Source organism: Microbacterium sp. SLBN-154 (assembly GCF_006715565.1).
Taxonomy (GTDB): domain Bacteria; phylum Actinomycetota; class Actinomycetes; order Actinomycetales; family Microbacteriaceae; genus Microbacterium.
Genome location: NZ_VFNL01000001.1, coordinates 3,434,156 through 3,455,151 on the forward strand (window position 1 = coordinate 3,434,156; position 20,996 = coordinate 3,455,151).

Annotated in this window: 21 protein-coding genes; 6 read left to right on the plus strand and 15 right to left on the minus strand. The window is 70.6% G+C overall.

Annotated elements, in window-relative coordinates; translation table 11 throughout:
- Window positions 1-119 precede the first annotated feature (119 nt).
- The 3 genes from FBY40_RS16615 to FBY40_RS16625 are packed head-to-tail and all read right to left on the minus strand — an operon-like array spanning window position 120 to window position 4,882.
- The gene (locus tag FBY40_RS16615) at window positions 120-593 is read right to left on the minus strand and encodes a GNAT family N-acetyltransferase (RefSeq protein WP_235014982.1); all 474 of its coding nucleotides are present in this window, start codon (window positions 591-593) and stop codon (window positions 120-122) included.
- Window positions 593-4,306: a proline dehydrogenase family protein gene (locus tag FBY40_RS16620; protein ID WP_141939842.1), complete on the minus strand. Its 3,714-nt coding sequence runs from the start codon at window positions 4,304-4,306 to the stop codon at window positions 593-595. The genes FBY40_RS16615 and FBY40_RS16620 overlap by 1 nt, the downstream gene beginning before the upstream one ends.
- A gap of 21 nt (window positions 4,307-4,327) precedes the next feature.
- Window positions 4,328-4,882 (minus strand): hypothetical protein, encoded by a 555-nt coding sequence (locus FBY40_RS16625; RefSeq protein WP_141939843.1) that lies wholly within the window; start codon window positions 4,880-4,882, stop codon window positions 4,328-4,330.
- A gap of 145 nt (window positions 4,883-5,027) precedes the next feature.
- Here FBY40_RS16625 and FBY40_RS16630 point away from each other — a divergent pair, with 145 nt between their 5' ends.
- Entirely contained in the window at window positions 5,028-6,974 is a 1,947-nt protein-coding gene (locus FBY40_RS16630) for a bifunctional diguanylate cyclase/phosphodiesterase (protein ID WP_235014991.1), read from the plus strand.
- A 27-nt stretch (window positions 6,975-7,001) separates the two neighbouring features.
- Here the strand turns inward: FBY40_RS16630 and FBY40_RS16635 are convergent, their stop codons facing one another.
- Entirely contained in the window at window positions 7,002-7,295 is a 294-nt protein-coding gene (locus tag FBY40_RS16635) for a DUF7882 family protein (protein WP_141939845.1), read from the minus strand.
- Between the two features lie 48 nt (window positions 7,296-7,343).
- Between FBY40_RS16635 and FBY40_RS16640 the strand changes: the two genes are divergently transcribed.
- Window positions 7,344-7,613, plus strand: coding sequence for a hypothetical protein (locus tag FBY40_RS16640; protein WP_235014993.1), 270 nt, complete (start codon window positions 7,344-7,346; stop codon window positions 7,611-7,613).
- Between the two features lie 7 nt (window positions 7,614-7,620).
- Here the strand turns inward: FBY40_RS16640 and FBY40_RS16645 are convergent, their stop codons facing one another.
- The gene (locus FBY40_RS16645) at window positions 7,621-8,391 is read right to left on the minus strand and encodes an EAL domain-containing protein (protein ID WP_160141433.1); all 771 of its coding nucleotides are present in this window, start codon (window positions 8,389-8,391) and stop codon (window positions 7,621-7,623) included.
- A 134-nt stretch (window positions 8,392-8,525) separates the two neighbouring features.
- Between FBY40_RS16645 and FBY40_RS16650 the strand changes: the two genes are divergently transcribed.
- Window positions 8,526-8,825, plus strand: coding sequence for a DUF7882 family protein (locus FBY40_RS16650; protein ID WP_141939847.1), 300 nt, complete (start codon window positions 8,526-8,528; stop codon window positions 8,823-8,825).
- A 6-nt stretch (window positions 8,826-8,831) separates the two neighbouring features.
- Here the strand turns inward: FBY40_RS16650 and FBY40_RS16655 are convergent, their stop codons facing one another.
- A complete protein-coding gene (locus FBY40_RS16655) occupies window positions 8,832-9,392 on the minus strand; it encodes an acyl-CoA thioesterase (RefSeq protein ID WP_141939848.1) in 561 nt (186 codons plus the stop codon).
- A gap of 118 nt (window positions 9,393-9,510) precedes the next feature.
- On the opposite strand from FBY40_RS16655, the gene FBY40_RS16660 reads away from it, so the two are divergent.
- The gene (locus FBY40_RS16660; RefSeq protein ID WP_124292371.1) at window positions 9,511-10,017 is read left to right on the plus strand and encodes a GNAT family N-acetyltransferase; all 507 of its coding nucleotides are present in this window, start codon (window positions 9,511-9,513) and stop codon (window positions 10,015-10,017) included.
- Between the two features lie 7 nt (window positions 10,018-10,024).
- A complete protein-coding gene (gene cofE / locus FBY40_RS16665) occupies window positions 10,025-10,858 on the plus strand; it encodes a coenzyme F420-0:L-glutamate ligase (protein ID WP_141939849.1) in 834 nt (277 codons plus the stop codon).
- On the opposite strand, the gene FBY40_RS16670 is transcribed toward cofE, so the two are convergent.
- The 6 genes from FBY40_RS16670 to FBY40_RS16695 all read right to left on the minus strand — a co-directional run bounded on the left by FBY40_RS16670 (window position 10,834) and on the right by FBY40_RS16695 (window position 17,444).
- The gene (locus tag FBY40_RS16670) at window positions 10,834-11,721 is read right to left on the minus strand and encodes a DUF4097 family beta strand repeat-containing protein (protein WP_141939850.1); all 888 of its coding nucleotides are present in this window, start codon (window positions 11,719-11,721) and stop codon (window positions 10,834-10,836) included. The genes cofE and FBY40_RS16670 overlap by 25 nt on opposite strands.
- Window positions 11,718-12,425: a response regulator gene (locus tag FBY40_RS16675; RefSeq protein WP_141939851.1), complete on the minus strand. Its 708-nt coding sequence runs from the start codon at window positions 12,423-12,425 to the stop codon at window positions 11,718-11,720. The genes FBY40_RS16670 and FBY40_RS16675 overlap by 4 nt, the downstream gene beginning before the upstream one ends.
- Entirely contained in the window at window positions 12,413-13,744 is a 1,332-nt protein-coding gene (locus FBY40_RS16680; protein ID WP_141939852.1) for a sensor histidine kinase, read from the minus strand. The genes FBY40_RS16675 and FBY40_RS16680 overlap by 13 nt, the downstream gene beginning before the upstream one ends.
- A gap of 93 nt (window positions 13,745-13,837) precedes the next feature.
- The gene (locus FBY40_RS17615; RefSeq protein ID WP_235014995.1) at window positions 13,838-14,857 is read right to left on the minus strand and encodes a cytochrome b/b6 domain-containing protein; all 1,020 of its coding nucleotides are present in this window, start codon (window positions 14,855-14,857) and stop codon (window positions 13,838-13,840) included.
- A gap of 825 nt (window positions 14,858-15,682) precedes the next feature.
- A complete protein-coding gene (locus FBY40_RS16690; protein WP_141939854.1) occupies window positions 15,683-16,660 on the minus strand; it encodes an electron transfer flavoprotein subunit alpha/FixB family protein in 978 nt (325 codons plus the stop codon).
- A gap of 7 nt (window positions 16,661-16,667) precedes the next feature.
- Window positions 16,668-17,444: an electron transfer flavoprotein subunit beta/FixA family protein gene (locus tag FBY40_RS16695; RefSeq protein ID WP_141939855.1), complete on the minus strand. Its 777-nt coding sequence runs from the start codon at window positions 17,442-17,444 to the stop codon at window positions 16,668-16,670.
- 102 nt (window positions 17,445-17,546) lie between these two features.
- On the opposite strand from FBY40_RS16695, the gene FBY40_RS16700 reads away from it, so the two are divergent.
- Window positions 17,547-18,077 (plus strand): MarR family winged helix-turn-helix transcriptional regulator, encoded by a 531-nt coding sequence (locus FBY40_RS16700; protein ID WP_235014997.1) that lies wholly within the window; start codon window positions 17,547-17,549, stop codon window positions 18,075-18,077.
- Between the two features lies 1 nt (window position 18,078).
- Here the strand turns inward: FBY40_RS16700 and FBY40_RS16705 are convergent, their stop codons facing one another.
- From FBY40_RS16705 to FBY40_RS16715, 3 genes are read right to left on the minus strand one after another with little or no spacing between them, the layout of a single operon-like run.
- On the minus strand, window positions 18,079-18,855 hold the full coding sequence (locus FBY40_RS16705) for an enoyl-CoA hydratase-related protein (RefSeq protein ID WP_141939856.1): 777 nt from the start codon (window positions 18,853-18,855) through the stop codon (window positions 18,079-18,081).
- A complete protein-coding gene (mmsB, locus tag FBY40_RS16710) occupies window positions 18,852-19,760 on the minus strand; it encodes a 3-hydroxyisobutyrate dehydrogenase (protein WP_141939857.1) in 909 nt (302 codons plus the stop codon). The genes FBY40_RS16705 and mmsB overlap by 4 nt, the downstream gene beginning before the upstream one ends.
- A complete protein-coding gene (locus tag FBY40_RS16715; protein ID WP_141939858.1) occupies window positions 19,757-20,947 on the minus strand; it encodes an acyl-CoA dehydrogenase family protein in 1,191 nt (396 codons plus the stop codon). Before FBY40_RS16715 ends, mmsB begins: the two co-directional genes overlap by 4 nt.
- Window positions 20,948-20,996 lie beyond the last annotated feature (49 nt).

The window sequence follows — 20,996 nt, forward strand, 5'->3', positions numbered from 1 at the left end:
GAGTTGTGCCGATGCCGCTGTCCTCAACTCCTGCAGAATCGACGTGGAGGCCGTCGGTCGGCGCTTGCAGGCCCCGCCGACGCCCGATCTGCAGGAGTTCAGGACAGCGCGGCCCTCGCTCAGATATGAGCCGCGGCCGCCAGGTCTTTCACCAGCAGCACGTCGGTCTCGGTGGCGGTGCGCCGCGCGCCGCGCTCGTCGACGTACTCATACGTCGTCGTGGTCTCCTGCCCGGTCTGGCTGTAGCCGAGCCGCTCGTAGAGGGCACGCGCCCGAGGGTTGTCGACACCGACGCCGACGGTCAGTCGCCCGGTAGGGGCGGCGAGCCGTTCCGCCGCCGCCATCAGCGCGGTTCCGACCCCCTGGCCGCGCGCCTGCTCGTCGACGTGGAGGTTCTTCACCTCCCACGGATCGCTCCGCAGATCCAGCTGCGCCGAGCCGACCGGCACCCCGTCGCTCCACGCCACCAGCAGAACGGACTCGCCGCGCTGCTGCAGCTCCCACATCGCGCGGGCGAAGCCCTGCCCCGGAGGTTCTCGCGCCTCGATGCTCTCGATGTCCGGCGCCTCGAGGCGACGAACCTCGAGGGCCATCAGATGACCTCGGCCGACCAGGGATCGGGGTTGCCGAAGCGATGCGCGGTGATGGTGACCGACTGCTCGCGCAGGAACGGCAACAGCTCGATCCGGCCCGCCGTCGTGACCTCGCCGGCGTAGACCGCGACGTCGGGGTCGCCCGAGAGGGCGTCGGCGAGCGCCGCGTGCACCGCCCTGACCGAGGACGGCGGCCCGACGAGCCGCACGCGCGCCTGGCGTGCCTCGACCATGCGGGCCTCGAACTCCTCGTCGCTCTCGACGAACACCGACACCTGCTCCTCGCCGAGCACGCGGCGGACCCCCGCCGGCATCCCGACCGGCGCGCTGACGGTGACCTCCGACCCGGCGCGAAGCGCCGCGACGATCACGCGCAGGAGCGCCTGCCACGGGGCGTCCCCGGTCGCCCGGACGGCGACACCGACGGGCCGGTAGCGGAAGAGGTTCCGCTCCACGCCCAGCTGCGACACGTCCTTCACCCGACCGAACTCGCGGTCCCACGAGATCGCGTCCGACAGCGCCCCGCGGCGGAGCCACTCGAAGGCCTGGTAGTCGAGCGTCGGCTGCGCCGCCTCGATGAGCGTCGTGATGCGCGAGTCGAGCCCGCGCAGGTGCAGCGTCGCCGAGGGCGGTGAACCGGTCGAAGGCCGCCACGTTCCGAGCCCGATGAGGTAGTTCGGGCCTCCGGCCTTGGCGCCGGCCCCCACCGATGAGCGCTTCCACCCGCCGAACGGCTGCCGTTGCACGATGGCGCCGGTGATGCCGCGGTTGACGTAGAGGTTGCCGGCCTCGACTCGGTCGAGCCAGACCGCCAGGTCGTCGGGGTTCTGGGTGTACAGGCCCGCAGTCAGGCCGTAGTCGACGGCGTTCTGCAGCTCGATCGCCTCGGCGAGCGAGCGGGCCTGCATGACGCCGAGTACGGGCCCGAAGAACTCCTCGCGATGGAACCGCGAACCGGGCTTGACGCCGGTGCGGATGCCCGGCCGCCACAGGCGCCCCTCGTACTCCGCCGACCCGTCGAGCGCGCGCGGCTCGACGAGCCACTTCTCCCCCTCATCGAGGGTGGTCAGAGCCCAGTCGAGCTTGCCCCGCGGCGCCTCGATGACGGGGCCGACCTCGGCGAGCGGGTCGGTGGGCGGTGCGACGCGCAGCGACGTCGTGGCGTCGACCAGCTGCCGCACGAACCGCTCCGAGCGGGCCACCGGCCCGACGAGGATCACCAGCGACGCTGCCGAGCACTTCTGGCCCGCATGGCCGAAAGCGCTCTTGACCACATCGGATGCTGCGAGGTCGAGGTCTGCCGACGGCATGACGATCATCGCGTTCTTGCCGCTGGTCTCGGCCAGGAGCGGCAGGTCGGGCCGCCAGGAGCGGAAGAGGGCGGCGGTGTCCCACGAGCCGGTGAGGATGACGCGATCCACGCCCTCGTGCGCGATGAGGCGCTGGCCGAGTTCCCCCTCTTCGATGTCGACGAGGGAGAGGACATCGCGGGGCACCCCCGCCTCCCACAGCGCCTCGGCGACCACGGCAGCGCAGCGTCGCGCCTGCGGCGCGGGCTTGAAGACCACGCCCGATCCTGCGGCGAGCGCGGCGAGCACCCCGCCGGCGGGGATGGCGACGGGGAAGTTCCACGGCGGGGTGACCAGGGTGAGTCGCGCCGGCACGAACACCGCACCGCTGACCCGATCGAGCTCGCGAGCGGTGGCGGCGTAGTAGTGGGCGAAATCGATCGCTTCGCTGACCTCGACGTCGGCCTCGGCGAAGACCTTCCCGGTCTCCGACGCGGCAACCTCGATGAGTTCCGCGCGGCGCGCTTCCAGTGCCCGGCCGGCCGCGGCGAGCACCTCGGCGCGATCAGCGGCGGGCCGCGCGCCCCAGGCCTCTGCCGCGGACCGCACCCGGTCGATCACGGCATCGACCTCGGCGGCGTCCTCGAGCCGGGCCGCGGCGATCGTACCGACCCCCGCCTGCGACCCCGAGACGCGGCCGAGGATCTCGCGCGCCCACCCACGGTTGGCGGGGAGCGCGGGATCGGAGTCCGGCGCGTTGGCGAACCCGGGTGCGCCGAGCGCGGCGGGGCCCGACTCGCGTGCCGCGTACACCGCGGTCTCGACGATCTCCTGGCCGCCGAAGAGGATCCCGCCGACCTCGGGCGCGATCGGGACGGTCTCTCCGGGATCGACCGAGACCGAGCGGGCGATCCCGAGCACTTCGCGGGTCAGCCCGTCATCATCGGCCTCCGGCATCGGCCGCAGCAGAGCGCCTCGAGCGGCATCCATCGCCCTGTCGGCGACCTGTCCGGCACCGGTGCGATCCTGCATCCGGTTCGGACCCGACGGCAGCTCGGGGTCGGCCGCCCGCGCGACCGAGGCGAGGAAACGATCGCGCTCGCGCTCGAACAGGGCGGTGTCATCGGCGAGATCGAACGCCGCGGAGAGGAAGTTCTCGCTGGAGGCGTTCTCCTCGAGCCGTCGGACGAGGTAGCTGATGGCGACGTCGAATTCGTCGGGGGCGACGACCGGCACGTACAGCAGCACAGGTCCGACCTCGCGCGAGACCGCCTGCACCTGACCCTGCGCCATGCCGAGGAGCATCTCGAACTCGACCCGGTCGCGCACCCCGCGGTCGCCGGCGAGCAGCCACGCGTAGGCGATGTCGAAGAGGTTGTGCCCGGCGACGCCCACCCGCACGGCGACGGCGTTCTCCGCGCGCAGCGCCTCGTCGAGGCAGCGCAGGTAGTTGGCGTCGCTGTCGAGCTTCGAGCCGTAGGTCGCCAGCTCCCAGCCGTGCATGACCGCGTCGACCCTCTCCATGGCGAGGTTCGCGCCCTTCACCAGGCGCACCTTGATGCCCGCGCCTCCCCCGCGCACCCGCGCCCGAGCCCACGCCGTGAGTTCCTGCAGCGCCGGAAGCGCATCGGGGAGGTAGGCCTGCAGCACGATCCCCGCGTCGAGGCCGGCGAGACGAGGGTCTTCGAGGATGCGGGTGAAGACGGCGATGGTGAGGTCGAGGTCGCGGTACTCCTCCATGTCGAGGTTGATGAAGGTGCCATCCGACGCCGCCGACAGGTACAGAGGCATGAGCCGGTCGACGACCTTGTCGACGACCTCGTCGAAGGCCCACATGGAGATGTGGCTCGCGATCGCCGACACCTTCACCGAGACGTAGTCGACGTCGGGCCGGCGGATGAGGTCGTGGATCCCGTCGAGTCGGCGCAGTGCCTCGTCCTCGCCGAGAACGGCCTCACCCAGCAGGTTCAGATTGAGCCGCGCGCCGGCCGCGCGCAACTCGGCGATGGCGGGCCCGAGCTTCTTCGGCCGCGCGTCGACGATGAGGTGGCGCACCATCTCGCGAAGCGCCCGACGTGCGAGAGGCACGACCGGCGTCGGCAGCACCGGAGCGACCGCTCCGCCGACCTGCACGGCGCCGCGCAGGTACCAGGGAAGGAAATCCGGCACGAGCGGGGCGACCCGGTGGAGCTGGGATGCCGCTGCGCCGAGGCTCTCCGGACGCATCACGCCGTCGACGAACCCGATCGTGAACGGCAGACCGTTCGGGTCTTTCAGAACACCGGCGAGGCGGGCGGCGGAGGGGTCGACATCGACCTGGGCGCTCTCGGTGATCCACCGCTGCGCCAGTTGCACGGCGCTCTCGGCGAGATCGTCGCCGGATGCCGCCAGGTCGATATCGCCCCCAAAAGGGTTGGTCACCATGGCATCCAGACTAGAACGCGATCACGCCCCTGTTGCGCCGGGATCGCGACGGTCGGTGCGCGTGTCGGTCCGATCCGTCCGGTCACCGTCTCCCGTGTCGATGAGCGGGCCATCGTGCCCGTCGTACCGGCGGTCGGCCGCCGGCGCCGGCTGGTCTCCCGCGCGGTCGGCGGGCGCCGCCCGTTCCCGGTCGCTCACCAGGGGATCGATCTCATCGGCCTTGGCCAGGCTCTCCTCGTATTCGGCTCGTCTCTCGGCAGCATCCGCCTCGTGCTCGGCGATGTCACCCTGTCGCCGGCGCGCTTCGACCTCCGCTCGGGCGGCATCGGCTTTCGCGCGCTCGGCGTCGGCAGCCGCAGCGGCGACATCGGCGCGTGCCCGCGCTGCCTCGGCCTCGCGTTCCTGAGCCGCGATCTCGGACTCGCGAGCCTTCTCGCGGATCTCCTCGGCTTTGCGATGCTGCGCCTCGCGATGTGCGGTGGAGCGCCGGCGAGCGACCAGCCCGATGACGATCCCCGCGATGACGAGAACGGCGACGACGGCGACGACGACCCAGATGAGAGTAGTGGTGTCCACACTCCCACCGAACCGCGTGCAAGGGCTGCGGGGAAGGCGCTTGTGCACCGGGCGGCCCTGCGGTAGGAGGAATTATGCCTACCATGGACGCTGCGCGGATTGTGGCGTCGCTTCGGGCGGACTCTTCTCGCAAGGGAAGGCACAGGTGAACACCACCCCATTCACCCCGACGGACAGCGCGTGGGGTCCGGACGAGCATCAGCGGCTCCTCGAATGTTCGACTGAGCCGCTCGCCACCCCCGGTCGCATCCAGTCGTTCGGCACCCTGCTCGCGGTCGACGCGCAGACCGACACGGTCATGGTCGCCAGCGAGGATGCTGCCGACGTCCTCGGGCTCACGATCAATGAGATCGGCGACGACCGGCTCCGCGACGCCTACGCGCACGGCGTCGCGCTCGACCCGATCCGGGTGCGCTTCAACGACGCCGAGCACGACGCGATCGTGCACCGAGGCAGCGACCCCGTCATCATCGAGCTCGAGCCGACCGTCCCCGACCTGGAGTACGTGCGCACCGGGGTCGTCACCGCGATCCAGCGCCTCGCAGGGATCGTCGACGCCACCGAGCTGCGCCGGCGGGCCGCCGCCGAGATCAAGGCCATCACGGGCTTCGACCGGGTGATGTGCTACGACTTCTTCGACGACGGCCACGGCGAGATCGTCGCGGACGAGCGCGAACCCGATATGGAGTCGTACCTGGGTCTCCACTTCCCCGCATCCGACATCCCCCCGCAGGCGCGCGCCCTCTACCTGCAGAAGCGATCGCGGGCGATCGTCGACACCCACGACGACGGCAAGGCGCTGGTCACCCTCCTCCCGGAGCTGGGCCCCCTCGACCTGACGACCACCGAGCTGCGGGCCGTATCACCGCACCACCTGCAGTTCATGCGCAACATGGGCCAGGCAGCCACGGTCTCGTTCGCGCTCGTCGCCGATGACCGACTCGTCGGCATGTTCACGTGCGCGCATCGCACTGTGCGGCGGGTGCCGGTGCTTCTCCGTCGTTCGCTCGAGGTGCTGGCGAGCCAGGTCACGATGCAGCTCACCGCGGCCCGCCAGATCGACGAGCTTCGTCGACAGCTCTCGGCCCGAGAGCGCCGGTCTGCGGTCGTCGCACCGCTCTACGGCGCACTCGACGTGCACGCGGCGCTTCTGGACGGGCCGAAGACCGTGCTCGACGCGGTGCCGGCCGACGGCGCCTACCTGCGCCTGGGCGGCGTGGCCCGCACGATCGGCGACGTGCCCGAACCCGAGCTGCTCGGCGCGGTCGTCGATGACCTCGGTACCGCACCCTTCAGCTCGGAGGCGCTGCCGATCGAGCGTCCCGAGCTCGCGGTCGAGATCCCCGGTGTCGCCGGGATCCTCAGCGTCTCGCTCGGGGAGCCCAACGACTGCCTCGTATTCGTGCGCGGCGAGGTGACGCGCGAGGTGAACTGGCTGGGAGATCAGACCGCCGGAAATCGCGACCACCCGCTGTCGCCGCGGCGGTCGTTCTCGGCGTGGAAGGAGAGCGTCACGGGGCGGAGCCTCCCGTGGGGCGACCTGGTGAAGGACGCCGAGGACCTGGCCCTCGACATCCGCGCGGCCATGGAACGACGAAACGAAGCGGAACTCGCCGAGCTGGCATTCCACGACCCCCTCACGGGACTTCACAACCGACGATTCCTCGACGACCGGCTCGAGGAGCTCCTGCGCGAGACGGAGCACGGCGTCGCCATGATCTTCGTCGATCTCGACGACTTCAAAGCCGTCAACGACACCCATGGGCACGAGGTCGGCGACGCGGTGCTCGTGGCCGTGAGCAAGCGCCTGACCCACAGCGCCCGATCCGAGGACGTCATCGTTCGTTTCGGTGGCGACGAGTTCATCCTCATCTGCCGTGAGGTGGACGAGGCCGACGCGCACACGATCGCCGAGCGCGCGCTCCTCGCCCTCGCTGAGCCGGTCGTGGTCGAGGATCTGTCGATCCGGATGACGGCGTCGGCGGGGGTTGTCGCGGCAGCCCAGCGGCCGACCTCGTCAGAGCTGCTGGAAGCCGCCGACGCGGCGATGTACCGCGCCAAGCGCGCCGGACGCGGTCGCGTCTCGCGCTGATCCGGCTTTACTGCGCCGGCGACGAGCTCAGGCGCCGGGTTCGGGCAGGAGCCGCAGGCCACCGGGTGAATTCGCCGAGTCGACGAGGTCCTGCAGCCAGGCCTTGTTGATCTCGGGCATGGGCCCGTCGTACTCGAAGCGCAGCGTGCTCGCGGGCGAGATCCACAGCGCCTGACGGCGGTTGGTGTTGTCGTCGATCACGGCCAGCGACGTGCTCTCACGTCGACGGAGCTTGGCCACGATCACGAGTTCGAGGTGCGCGAGCGTGCGGTCATCGATCGGAACGGCGACCGAAGGCGCGCCATAGTGCAAGGTACCCATCGTTGTCGATCCTACGTTCGTCGCGACGCGTTCCCGTACTCTGGTGGGATGGCCATCGTGAACCGACTCACTGTCGACGGGCGTGACTATTTCCTTCCCGACCCGGTCACCGAACTCAAGGGCAAGATCCTCGACGCGATCAAGGCCGGGGGCGGCTATGTCAACATCCCGCCCCTGCGCGGCGGCCCGGGCATCGACATCCTCTTCTCCCCCGGCATGCCCGTCACCTGGACGCAGATCGACGTCCCGTCCGAGCAGGCCCACGGCAACGCTCACGACGACACCGACATGGTGATCGACGACTACAGCGGGATCTGAGTCCAGGTCAGGCCGACAGCAGGGCGGTCAGCTCCGAGGCGGGCATGGGCCTACCGAGGAGGAATCCCTGGCCCCGGTCGCACCCGCGGCGACGCGCGCGTTCGAGGTCGTCCTGAGTCTCGATCCCCTCGGCGACGACGGACCATCCGTTCCGCCGCGCCTGCTCGACCGCGGCCGCGACCGCTTGGTCCGCCTCGGCGTCGGTCCGCTGCGTCAGGGACCGGTCGATCTTCACCTCGGTCAGCGGCAGCGCGTCGAGCATGGGGGTCGTGGTGTCGCCGGCGCCGAGATCGTCGATCGACAGGCCGAGGCCGGCTGCCCGGGCGCGCTCGAGCACCGCGAGCACGCGCGGCAGCAACTGCGGTGCGGGTGACTCGGTGATCTCGATCGTGAGACTGCCCGGCGACAGGCCGAGCTCGGCTGCGCGCTGGGCGACGGTGTCGACCCAGGCGGCCGAGAACTCCGATGGCGACGCGTTCACCGACAGGCCCAGATCGTGACCGGCACGCTGCCACGCGGCAACCTGCCTGCCGGCGCGGGTGAGGACGGCGGCGCCGAGGTCGGCGATGATGCCGTGGGTCTCGGCGAGAGGGATGAAATGCACGGGCGAGATCGTGCCGAATCGAGGATGATGCCAGCGGCAGAGGGCTTCCACCGCGACGGGACGATCCGGCTCACTGGACCCGTCGAGGTCGAAGATCGGCTGGAACTCTATCGAGAGTCCGCCGGCAGGCACGGCCGCGCGCAACTCGGTGGCGAGGGTTGCACAGGGGTCCATGTCTCTCAGGGTCACAAGTATGCCCATTTCGAGCAACACCAGACAAACGGGCGTGAGGTACCTATAATGCGACACCCCGTCCGGATCCGGCCGTCCTGATCGCTGCGGCCCCGCGGCAGATTACGCTGGTCACGATGGGAACTCTGACCTACGACTCCAAACTGACCGTCGCGCTGGACGACCGCGTCCTGGCGCACCTGCAGGCCGTGGTGTGGTCGAAGCTCCGCCGTGGCGAGCAGTTCTCCTTCACCTGGACCGACCCCACCCGAAACGGCATGGGCCGCACCTCGGTGTGGCTCAGCCCGAACATCCCCGTGGCGTTCGAGTACTTCGGCAGTCGCACGCCCAAGCTCAACCCCGCGTGGCTGGACGCGCTGTCCAAGTCGGCGAACTCGCCGGGCGGGCTGATGATCGTTCCCGAGCCGGAAGAGTAGACCGGCTCAGCTCCAGTCGCTGGGGGCCGGCAGACGGGTCGACGGCAGAGCGGATGCCGCGGCCCAGTCGTGAACCCAGGGCTCGACGTCCGGCATCCCTTCGGGGCGGCCGACCGCGGCGAACAGCTCCTCGTGAGGAAGGGTGCCGCCCGAGCGCTTCAGCATCCGGATGCGGATGATGGCCCTTGCGTAGATCTCACCGCGTACCAGCGCCCGGTGCTCGAGGTACAGGGCGCGGTCGTCGTGTCCGAGCATCCGGGTCTGGAGCTCGAAGCGCTGCCAGAGCTCCAGCGACTTGCGGAAGGTGATGGTCTCGCTCGAGACCACCCCGTACCACCCGTGCCTGCGCATCGCATCGACCATCCCGGTGCGCACCAGGAGGTCCCAGCGTCCGAGGTCGAACAGAGACAGGTAGCGCCCGTTGTTCATGTGCCGCAGCACGTCGATGTCGGTCGGCAGGGTGGTCAGCCGGATGCGCCCGACGTCCTGGAAGGTCAACCACCCCTCGCGGCGGAGGCGCAGGCGCGCGAGGAGGTGGACGAGCAGGGTGCGCCAGAGGACGTTCACGGTCTCGGATCGTAGCCAGGAACGATGATTCCGCCGATTCGGTTGTGCGGGATCGACAGTTTTCCCGTGGCTTCCCGCTCGATTTCGCGACGTCGGAACCCGCGCGTAGAGTCTGGCCATGGACGCTGAACTGCGAACGGATGTCGTGGTGCGGCCGGTGCGAGACGTCGATGCCGTCGCTCTCGGCCAGGTGCACGCCACGTGCTGGCATGAGACGTACGACCAGGTGATCAGCAAGGCGGCGCTGGAGAAGATCTCCCCCCGCCGGCTGGCCGAACTGTGGACCCATTGGGCGGTCCAGGGCCCCGAGTTCAAGATGAGCGCCGCCCTGGTCGACGGCGAGATCGTCGGGTTCGTCGGCTCGGGACCGGCCCGCGACAAGGATGCGCCCCGCAACCGCGAGCTGTACTTCATCTACCTTCTCGATGCGTATCACGGGAAGGGGATCGGACAGAAGCTCTTCGACGCCGCGGTCGAGAACGGCGAGCCCCTCTACCTCTGGGTGGCCGAAGACAATCCCCGCGCGCACCGCTTCTACGAGCGCAACGGCTTCAGCCTCGACGGCGCCTCGCACACCGAGCCCTTCCTCGGCGAGACGCTCACCGAGGTCCGGTTCGTCCGCTGAACCCGCCGTGCTGAGCGTCTGGGCGCTGGAGGGCATCCCCGAGATCACCACCGGTGACGATCTCGTCTCGATCATCGGCACCGCGGCCGCCGACACCCTGCAGGATGGCGACATCGTCGTCGTCACCTCGAAGGTCGTGTCCAAGGCCGAAGGGCGCTTCGTCCAGGCGGACGATCGCGAGGACGCCATCACCGCGGAGTCGGTGCGTGTCGTCGCGCGGCGCGAAGGTCCGAGCGGACACGTCACCCGCATCGTCGAGAATCGCCTCGGCATCATCGCCGCCGCTGCCGGAGTGGACGCGTCCAACACCCCCGAGGGGACGGTGCTGCTGCTGCCCGAAGACCCCGACCGGTCCGCCCGCACGCTCGCGGAGGGCTTGCGTTCACGTCTTGGCGTGCGCGTGGGCGTGCTCATCTCCGACACGCTCGGACGCGCATGGCGCGAAGGTCAGACCGATCACGCCATCGGCGCCGGCGGAGTGACCGTCTTCGAAGACCTCAGAGGGACGACGGATGCCGAGGGGCGGCCGCTCGCGGTGACGATGCCGTGCGTCGCCGATGAAATGTGCGCCGCGGCTGATCTGGTGAAGGGGAAGGTCGGACGCCGGCCCGTCGCCGTCGTCCGCGGCCGCGGCGACCTGGTGGGAGATCTCGATCTCCCGGGTGCCCGGTCGATCGTGCGCCCATGGGAGCGCGACATGTTCCGCCTCGGCGCCGACGAAGCCTACGCCGAGGGGTTCGCCGCCGGCCGTGCCGGTGGTGAACCCCTCGGCGTACCCGGTGACCCCGGGGTCGACGGTGCCGAGGCGGATGACCCTCAGCCGGCGCGCAGCTCCACCTGACCCGCGGTGACGCTGACCTCGACGGTGCTGCGGGCGCCCGGGGTCGAGCCGAGGCCGTTGTCGAAGTCGCCTGCGGAGACCTCAGAGGTGACGTCGTACTCGCCTTCGGGCACGGTCGCCGTGACCCGTCCCGCGCTGACGTCGAACGTCATCTCGCCCGGCTGCGTCCCGGTGAGGACGAGGTCCATGTCGCCCGCGCTGACCGTGACGTCGGCTTCGGCGACATCCGACAGCTCGAGGTCGGCCTGACCAGCCGACACCGTCGCGTCGACGGAACGGGCGGAGCCGGTGATGTCGATGCTGCCTGCGCCGAGGTCGAGGACGAGCTCTCCGAAGTCCCCGTCGACGACCCGGAGGTCGCCCGCGTTCGTGGTCAGGTCGGCGTCGACCCCCTCGAGGGTGTCGGGAAGGGTGAGCACCGCCTCTGACCGGTCACCGAACATCCATCCGCCCCACCATCGGTCGGGCGAGGACACCCGAATCGTGTCCTCGACGCGCTCGAGGCGCCACTGATCGGCGCCCCACCCACGGGTCACCTCGAGGGTGGCCTCATCGACGTCGGCGAACTCGATCCTGAGGCTCCCGGCTCCCACCTCGGTCTCCACCTCGGTCGCTCCGGCGGCGTCGACGGTGCTGTCGGTGGCGCTGCTCCCGCCGCCATCGCCGGTGACGGCGGCCGAGGCTGTGGCCACTGCGGCGGAGCCGAGGGTGCCGAGGATGACCAGGGCGCCGAAGGCGCCGATGAGGGTGGCGACCACGCGAGGCGCGGCGGAACGGGGTGCGTCCGGTTGCGTCGGACGCTCGGGTGCGGTCGGCGGAGTGGGCTGTGCCGGCTCGGAGGCCGGAGGAGGGACGGTGCTCATCGGTTCGATCCTGTCTGGGAGGGTCCGCTCTGCGGACGGGGTGCGGGGGCGGCGGGGCCGCCGTGTTCGAGGTGGGCGAGGGCGGCGAGCACCCGGCGGTTGCCGGAGTCGTCGGGTTCGAGGTCGAGCTTCTGGAAGACCGCGGTGATGTGCTTCTCGACGCTCCCCTCACTGACGTGGAGCGTGCGGGCGATGGCCTGGTTCGATCGCCCTTCGGCGATGAGGGCCAGCACGGTGGATTCCCGGTCGGTGAGCCGCTGCATCCGCTCGTCCCGGCGGCGCCGGGCCAGCAGCTGCGCGACCACCTCGGGGTCGAGGACGGTGGCGCCCTCGCCGATCCGGCCGACCGCGTCGAGGAACTCCCCGACGTCGGCCACGCGGTCCTTCAGCAGATATCCGAGGGCCCCGCCGCTCGCGGCGATGAGGTCGGCGGCGTAGCGCTCCTCGACGTACTGCGAGAGCACGAGGACCGGCAGCTGCGGCAGTCGCGCCCGCAGCGAGAGGGCCGCGCGGATGCCCTCGTCCGACCAGGTCGGCGGGAGCCGGACGTCGAGGATGCAGAGGTCGGGGACGACCCGGTCGACCGTGTCGTCGAGGTGCTCGGCGTCGGGAAGGGCGGCGACCACCTCGTGGCCGGCGTCGGCGAGAAGCCGGCTGAGGCCCTCGCGCAGCAGCGCGGAATCTTCGCAGATCAGGATGCGCACGGGATGTTCACCTCCACCGAGGTGGGCCCGCCGATCGGGCTGTCGAGCCGAGCGGTGCCACCCGCGGCCAGCACCCGGTTGATGATGCCGTCGATGCCGCCGCCGGCGATCACCTGGGCACCGCCGACGCCGTTGTCCTCGACCCGCGCCCACAGGGTGCGGGATCCGGCCTGCGGCTCGTCTCGGAGCCGGACGACCACGCGGCACTCCGATGCGCGGGCGTGCTTGGCGGCGTTGGTGAGAGCCTCGGCGATGGCGAAGTAGGCCGCCGCCTCGGTGTCTCGCGAGCAGCGCCCGTCCATCCGCACATCCATCTGCACCGGCACCACCGATCGCGCCGCGAGGGCCGAGAGGGCGGCGTCCAGACCCCGGTCGTCGAGGACCGACGTGTGGATGCCGCGGGCGAGCTGCCGGAGCTCGGTGATGGCGGCCTTCGTGGAGGTGTGCGCCTCGGCGATGAGCTCTTTGGCGGCTGCCGGATCGGTGTCGAGCTTCTGCTGAGCCAGGCCCAGCGTCATCCCGACCGAGACCAGCCGCGGCTGGACGCCGTCGTGGAGATCGCGCTCGATGCGGGTGCGCTCGACGTCGGCGGCGCGGACCGCCCCGACCCGCTGCGCGTTGGACGTCCGCGCCTCCTCGGCCAGCTGTGCTTCGCGGGAGGGCACCATGATCGCCCGGGCGAGCACGCCGTGCAGGATCGCGAGGCCGACGATGCCGGCCGCGGCCAGGACGACGACGAGGATGCCGGCGACGACCGCCCAGCCGCTCGCGACGACGAGGCCCGTTCCGAAGAGCCGGAGGACGCCGTCGTCGGCGAAGAGGGGGCTGAAGGTGAAGACGATGCCGCTCGAGATCGCCTGGAAGAGGAAGAGGGTGATCCCGCCGAGGAGGGTGGCCACGGCGAGGTTCGCGATGGCCCGCCACATGCCGGGGTCGATCGCCTGCTGGCCCAGGGAGCGGATCCAGCCGCCGAAGCCGGGCCTGCCGCTGCGGCGCAGCCGTCTCGGGGTGAGACCGAAGTGGTAGAGCCCGTCGATGCGGGCGGTTTCGAGCCAGCCGAGCGCGAACAGCACGTAGACGAGGCCCACGAGGAAGATCAGCCCGATGCCGATGACGAGGAGGAAGCCCAGACCGAGGCCGAGGAGCGAGAAGAGGAATCCGAAGAGCGCGGAGCCGATGACGCCGAGCGCCGCGAGGTGGGCGATGGCGAAGGCGATGCGCGAGGGCGAGGCGATCTGCGATTTCACCTTCGCGGGGCGCGCCGGCGCGGGGCTGGGTGCCTCACGCGGCGCGGCGGGGGTGAGAGGTGCTGTGGTCATGACACCCACGGTAGAACTGCGGCCCGTTCGGCGCGCCCGAGGCATCCGGACTCTTCGCCGGGGGTTATCCCCCGGTGCGGTGATCCCGCCCGCTCACCGGCTCTTCACGGTGCCGAACAGGCGGGCGATCGGCGCGACGACGAGGGGTCTGGCGGCGACCCACCCCGCGACGATGATGCCGAGCGACAGGGTGAAGATGAGGAGCCCCGCCCAGTTGTCGGCGTAGGCGTTCGGGTCGACCGACCCCTGGGCGGCGTACATGTGGTTGAGGTTGCGGAGAGCCCCGGTGGCGAAGACGAGCGTCACGTGGAAGACGATGAAGGCCACGAAGTAGAGCATCACGGGGAAGTGCACCTTGCGCGCCCATTCCACCGGGTAGAGCCGGTTCAGGCGCTCGGCGTTCTTCGGCCAGAAGCCGCTCATGCGCACTCCGGTGATGATCGCCAGCGGCGCTGCGATGAACACCGTGGCGAAGTACGCCAGCTGCTGCAGCGAGTTGTAGTTGACCCAGCCGTTCTCGGTCGGCCAATCGAGGGAGAGGTACTGCAGGCCCGCGCTGACGGCGTTGGGGATGACCTCCCAGCTCGTCGGCACGATGCGCACCCATTGACCGGTGGTGGAGAGCAGGACGACGTAGATGATGCCGTTGGCCAACCACAGCACGTCGAGCGCCTGATGCAGCCACAGGTTGAGGCTGATCTTGCGGCGCTTGTTGCCCTTCGGGCTCCAGAACACCGTCGGCCGCTTCTCGGTGCGCACCTGGAGGCCGGTGCGGATGATCAGCACCATCAGGAAGACGTTGAAGAAGTGCTGCCACCCGAGCCAGGCGGGGATCCCGACCGGTGCCCACTCGGGAAGGTGGTACTCACCCGGGAACTGCTCGACGAATCCCTGCAGGGGCGGGACGCTCAGGAGGAACCGCACCATCACGACGACGAGCCCCGCTGCGACCAGGAGCGTGAAGCCGCCGACGGCGGCGACCCCCGCCCACTGGACCGGGGTGTACGGACCGATGCGGCGGGGCTCGGCAGGCGGGGCAGGGCGAACGGATGCCGCGGCACCGGGGAAGACGGTCGGCGTGAACGGCAGCGGGGCGCGGGGGCCCGCGGGCACCGTCGCAATGACACCTCGTTCGTCTCCTGCGGATTGTCCTTCGCCTTCTGCGGGCCTCCCGCCTCCTGCGGGCCCCCCGCCTCCCTCCCGCGGAAATTCGCGAGCCGTCGATTTCTGCTGCACGGGTAGCGCCGGAGTCGCAGATTCTTCCGGGTCGGCGACGACGGCGGCCGGACGCGTCGGCGCATCGGCCGGCGGCGCTGCGGCAGCACGAGGGCGTGGCGTGAATTCAGCCGGCGGCCACGGGTCGCCGCCCGCGACCCGAGGGAGCCCGCGTCGGACCCTCACTTCCCCGCGAGCCGTCGATTCCTGCGGGTCGGATGCCGCGGGGGCGACGTTTTCTGACGGGTCGGCGGGTGTTTCGCGGGTCACCGCTCGCTCCGCGGCCGGGGCCGCAGCCGCAGCCGCGGGCGCGGGCTCGGGCGTGGCCGTGGCCGTGGCGGGGGCCGGGGGCGCGGCGGGCGCCTCGTCGGTCTGCGCCCGTGGGCCCTCTTCCGGCGTGGCCGCAGCCGGTGGCCACGGCTCACCGCCGGCGACCCGAGGCAGACCCTGACGCATCCTTCTCGGCTCGCGACCCGTCGATTTCTGCGGGTCGGATGCCGCGGGAGCGACCTTTTCTGACGGGTCGGCGGGCGTTTCGACCCGCTGCGGTCGCGGCTCAGTCGGCGGCGCCTCGGCGGTCGGCCGCGCCTCGACGACCGGCGGCGCCTCGACAACCGGCCGCGCCTCGACAACCGGCGGCGCCTCACCGGCCGGAGGCCAGGGGTCGCCGCCGGCGACCCGGGGCAGGCCACGGCGCATGGTCCGCGCGAACGTCGCCATCCGTTACGCCTTCTTCTTCGCCTCGAGCGCCTCGATCAGCTGCGGCACGACGGTGAAGAGGTCACCGACGACACCGAAGTCGGCGATCCCGAAGATCGGCGCGTCGCCGTCCCTGTTGATCGCGACGATCGTCTTGGCCGTCTGCATGCCCGCCTTGTGCTGGATCGCTCCTGAGATGCCGAGAGCGACATATAGCTGCGGCGACACCGAGACACCGGTCTGCCCGACCTGATACGACTGCGGAACATAGCCGGCGTCGACGGCGGCCCGAGACGCCCCCACGGCGGCGCCGAGCACGTCGGCCAGCTGCTCGACGAGCGCGAACTTCTCGGCCGACCCGAGTCCCCGGCCGCCCGAGACGACCTTCGTCGCTCCCCGCAGCTCCGGCCGGCTCGACGTGGCGACGGCCTCCTCGACGGAGAGGACGGATGCCGCGCGCCGGCCCGACCCGGACACGGTCAGCGTTTCCACGACCGGCGCCGTCACCGCCTCGGCGCGCGCTTCGACGGCGCCCTGCCGAACGGTGATGACCGGCGCACCCCAGGTGACCGCCGCATCGACGTTGTAGGCCGCGCCGAAGACCGAGTGATGCGCGACGACGCCCTCGGCGTCGCGGGAGACGCCGACCGCGTCGGCGCAGAGACCCGAGCGGGAGCGCGCGGCGAACCGTCCGGCCACCTCGCGGCCTTCGACCGAGTGCGAGATCAGCACGGCATCGGGCCGCACCTCGGCCACGGCGGCGTCGAGCGCATCGACGACCGGAACCGAGAGCCCCTCTCCGGGCGCCGCGACGAGGACCGTGCCGGCGCCGAGCGCTGCCGCCGCCGCGGCGACCGCAGCGCCGTCGTCCGTCACCACGAGTGCCACCGGTGTCCCCACCGACGCAGCCGCCCCGACGAGCCCCGCTGCGCTCTTGGCGAGCTCACCCGAGGGCATCACGTCCAGAAGGACCAGGATCGCGTCATCCGCGTATTCAGCCATCACGCCCTCACACCAGCCGGTTCTCAGCGAGGAAGTCCGCGAGCTTCTGCCCGGCATCGCCCTCGTCGACGATCTTCACGCCCGCCTCGCGCGGTGGCCGCTCGGCCAGCGAGATGACGATCGAGCGGGCCGCCTCGGGGTCGGCGGCATCGAGGCCGAGGTCGGCGAGACTGAGCGTCTCGAACGGCTTCTTCTTCGCGGCCATGATGCCCTTGAAGTTGGGGAAACGCGCGTCGGGGAGCGCCTCGGTGATCGAGACCACCGCCGGGAGCTCTGCCCGCACCCTCATCGAGCCGGCATCGCTCAGCCGGACTCCCTCGACGGCGCCGTCGGAGATCTCGACCGACGTCAGATTCGTCGCGCTCGGCACATCCAGGATCTCGGCCACCATCGCCGGGATCATCCCGCCCGAGCCGTCGGTGGAGAGGTTGCCCGCGATCACGAGATCGAAACCGATCCGCTGCAGCGTCGCCGCGAGCACCTCAGCCGTCAGTCCCATGTCGGCGCCGAGAAGGTCGCCGTCGACCACCTGCACCGCTGACGCCGCCCCCATCGCCAGGCCTTTGCGCACCGTCGCCGTCGACGCTTCCGACGCCATCGACAGCACGACGACCTCAGTGCCCTCATGCGCGTCGGCGTACGAAAGGCCCACCTCGAGGGCGCGTTCGCAGATCTCGTCCAGCACTCGATCGCTGGCGTCGCGTTCGGCGAGCCCGGTCTCCAGGCTCAGTTTCCGATCGCCCCACGTGTCGGGTACCTCTTTGATCAGCACCACGATCTTCATGGAGCCTCCTTGTCCGTCTGATCGAGTCTATTGCCGCGGGTGCCGCCGGCAGCCGGGCCCCGGGCCGGGATCCCGGTACCGTGGGAGCGGGAAGGAGCCGCCGTGGCCCGACGTCTGCCGGTCGATCCGATCGCCGAAGCGAAACGCCAGTGGCTCGCGCACGGCTGGACTGATGCCGCTGCGGGCATGACCGCCGTCACGTCGATCATGCGCGCCCAGCAGCTGATGCTCGCACGGGTGGATGCGACCCTCCGCCCCTTCCGTCTGACCTTCGCCCGGTACGAGCTGTTGACCCTCTTGAGCTTCAGCCGGGCCGGGCGCATGCCCATGGCGTCAGCATCCGCACGTCTGCAGGTGCATCCCACGAGCGTGACCAACACGGTCGACCGGCTGCAGGCCGACGGGTACGTCCGTCGCGAGCCGCACCCCGTCGATGGCCGGGCCACCCTCGTCGTCCTCACCGATGCCGGGCGCGATCTGGCCGAGCGCGCGACGGCAGCCCTCAACGCCCAAGTGTTCTCGGAGCCTGGTCTCAGCGCCGACGACACCGACGAGCTCGTGTCGATCATCGCCCGCATGCGCCGCGCGGCCGGTGATTTCGACGACCCGCGCCCGACCCCCGAGCCGCTGTAGCTCACCGGTTCTGAAACTCCGCCGGACGCTTCTCGCGAAACGCGCGCATGCCCTCTTTCTGGTCGGCGGTGTCGAACAGCGCAGCGAACGCCTGCCGCTCGAAACGCAGGCCCTCGGCGAGCGAGGTCTCCTGCGCGGCATCCAGTGCCGCCTTCGCCGCGTAGAGCGACGGCAACGACTTCGCGGCGATCGACTCGGCGAGCGCGGTCGTCTCGTCGAGGAGATCGGATGCCGGGACAACACGTGACACCAGCCCCGCGCGCTCCGCCTCGTCGGCGGTCATGTTCCGCCCCGACAGGATGAGCTCTGCGGCCTTGTAGGGCCCGACGGCGCGGACGAGGCGCTGCGTCGCGCCCATGCCGGGGATCACACCGAGGTTCACCTCGGGTTGGCCGAACACGGCGGTGTCGGCGGCGAGGATGATGTCGCACATCATCGCCAGCTCGCATCCGCCGCCGAGCGCGTAGCCCGAGACGGCCGCGATCACCGGGGTGCGCAGCGCTGCGAATCGCGCCCAGCCGCCGAAGTGATCGGTCATGAGCATCTCCAGGCCCGACTTCTCCTCCATCTCCTTGATGTCGGCACCGGCGGCGAAGGCCCGTTCCGAGCCGGTGACGACGATCGCACCGATGCGGTCATCGGCGTCCCACCGGGTCGTCACGTCGACGATCTCGCGCATCACCGTCGTGTTCAGGGCATTCAGCGCCTTCGGCCGGTTCAGCGTGATCCACCCGACCCGTCCACGCGTCTCGGCCAGGATCGTCTCGTACTCGGTCATCCTCGTCCTCCAGGGGCGTCGCTTCCGGATCGGATCATCGTGATGATCCCGGAGAAATCCTGCCCGGCCCCCGCGCCGTCCGCGAATGCGCGGTACAGGTCGCGGGCGAGTAGACCGACGCGGGCGTCGACACCCGTCTGGGCGATCGCGTCGGCGGCTAGTCCGAGGTCTTTGGCCATCAGGGCTCCGGCGAAGCCCGGCTGGTAGTCGCGGTTCGCCGGGCTCGTCGGCACCGGTCCCGGCACGGGGCAGTTCGTGGTGAGCGCCCAGCACTGACCCGACGCGTTCGACGCGACGTCGAACAGGGCCTGGTGGCTGAGCCCCAGCCGCTCTCCGAGCACGAAGGCCTCGGCGACCACGATCTGCGAGGCGGCGAGGATCATGTTGTTGCAGACCTTCGCCGCCTGCCCGAGACCCGCGCCGCCGCAGTGCACCACTCGGCGGCCCATGGCCGACAGCAGCGGCTCGGCGGCAGCGAAGTCATCCTCATTCCCCCCGACCATGAAGGCCAGGGTGGCGTTCTCGGCGCCGACGACACCACCCGAGACCGGCGCGTCGAGCGCTCGGTGACCGGCCGCCTCGGCGAGTCCGTGCGCGATGCGGGCATCCTCGACCGAGATGGTGGAGCAGTCGATGAAGAGCGTGTCGGCGGGCGCCGCGGCGAGGAGTCCGCCCTCGTAAGCGTCGATGACCTGACGACCGGTCTGGAACATGGTGAGGACGACGGATGCCTCGGCGACCGCCTCGTGAGGTGCGTCGACGACCGGCAGGCCTGCCGTCGCCGCGCTCTCGCGCGCCGCCGTCGAGACATCGAATCCGATGACCTCGTGTCCGGCAGCGGCGAGGTTCTGCGCCATCGGCGCGCCCATGTGGCCGAGTCCGAGGAAGGCTGTGCGCACCGTCATCCCCCCAGCAGTTCGCGGCCGATGATGACGCGCATGATCTCGTTGGTCCCCTCGAGGATCTGGTGCACGCGCAGGTCGCGCACCACCTTCTCGATGCCGTAGTCGTGCAGGTAGCCGTAGCCGCCGTGCAGTTGGAGCGCGTCGTTGGCGACGCGGAATCCCACGTCGGTGGCGAATCGCTTGGCCATCGCGCACTGCATGGCGACATCGGGGGCGTGCCCGTCGAGCGCCAGCGCGGCATCCCGCACCATCGCGCGCGCGGCGCGCAGCTCGGTCGCCATGTCGGCGAGCGCGAAGACCACGGCCTGCTTCTCGGCGAGCGGTTCGCCGAACGTGAACCGCTCGTGGACGTAGCGGATCGCACGGTCGAGCGCCCACTGCGCACCGCCGAGCGAGCACGCGGCGATGTTGATCCGGCCGCCGTTCAGCGCCGTCATCGCGATGCGGAAGCCGCGACCCTCCTCACCCAGGATGTTCGCGGCGGGAACGCGCACCTCGTCGAGGATGACCTGACGGGTCGGCTGGGCGTTCCAGCCCATCTTCTTCTCGTTCGCCCCGAACGACAGCCCCGGGGTGTCGCCGGGAACGAGAAACGCGGTGATCCCCTTGGCACCCGGCTCGCCCGTGCGCGCCATCACGACGTACACCGATGCCTCGCCGCCGCCGGAGATGAACTGCTTCACGCCGGTGAGGACGTAGTCATCGCCCTGACGGACGGCACTGGTCGTGAGGGCTGCGGCATCGGAGCCGGCGCCCGGTTCGGTGAGGCAGTAGCCGCCGAAGTCGGTCATGGCCGTCAACCGCGGGAGCCACTGCTCACGCTGGGCGTCGGTGCCGAAGGTGTCGATCATCCACGCGACCATGTTGTGGATCGTGATGTACGCGGCGATCGAGGGGTCTGCGTGAGCGAGCTCCTCGACGATCGCCACGGCGTCCACGCGCGCGAGGGCGGTGCCCCCGACATCCTCCGCGACGTACAGTCCGCCCAGGCCCAGCTCGCCGGCACGGGAGAGGACGTCACGCGGGAAGGTCTTCTTCTCGTCCCACTCCAGCGCATAGGGGGCGATCTCGGTGGCGGCGAAATCGCGCACCGCCTCGAGGATGGCGGCGCGATCCTCCTCGGTCATGGCGACCGGCTGCGACCGCGATGGCGTTTCGCTTGCGTGGGGGGTGATCGTCTGCGACATCCGTCCGCTCCTTCCGTGCCGTCCTTGGCACGTTGCTCATTTTAGATGG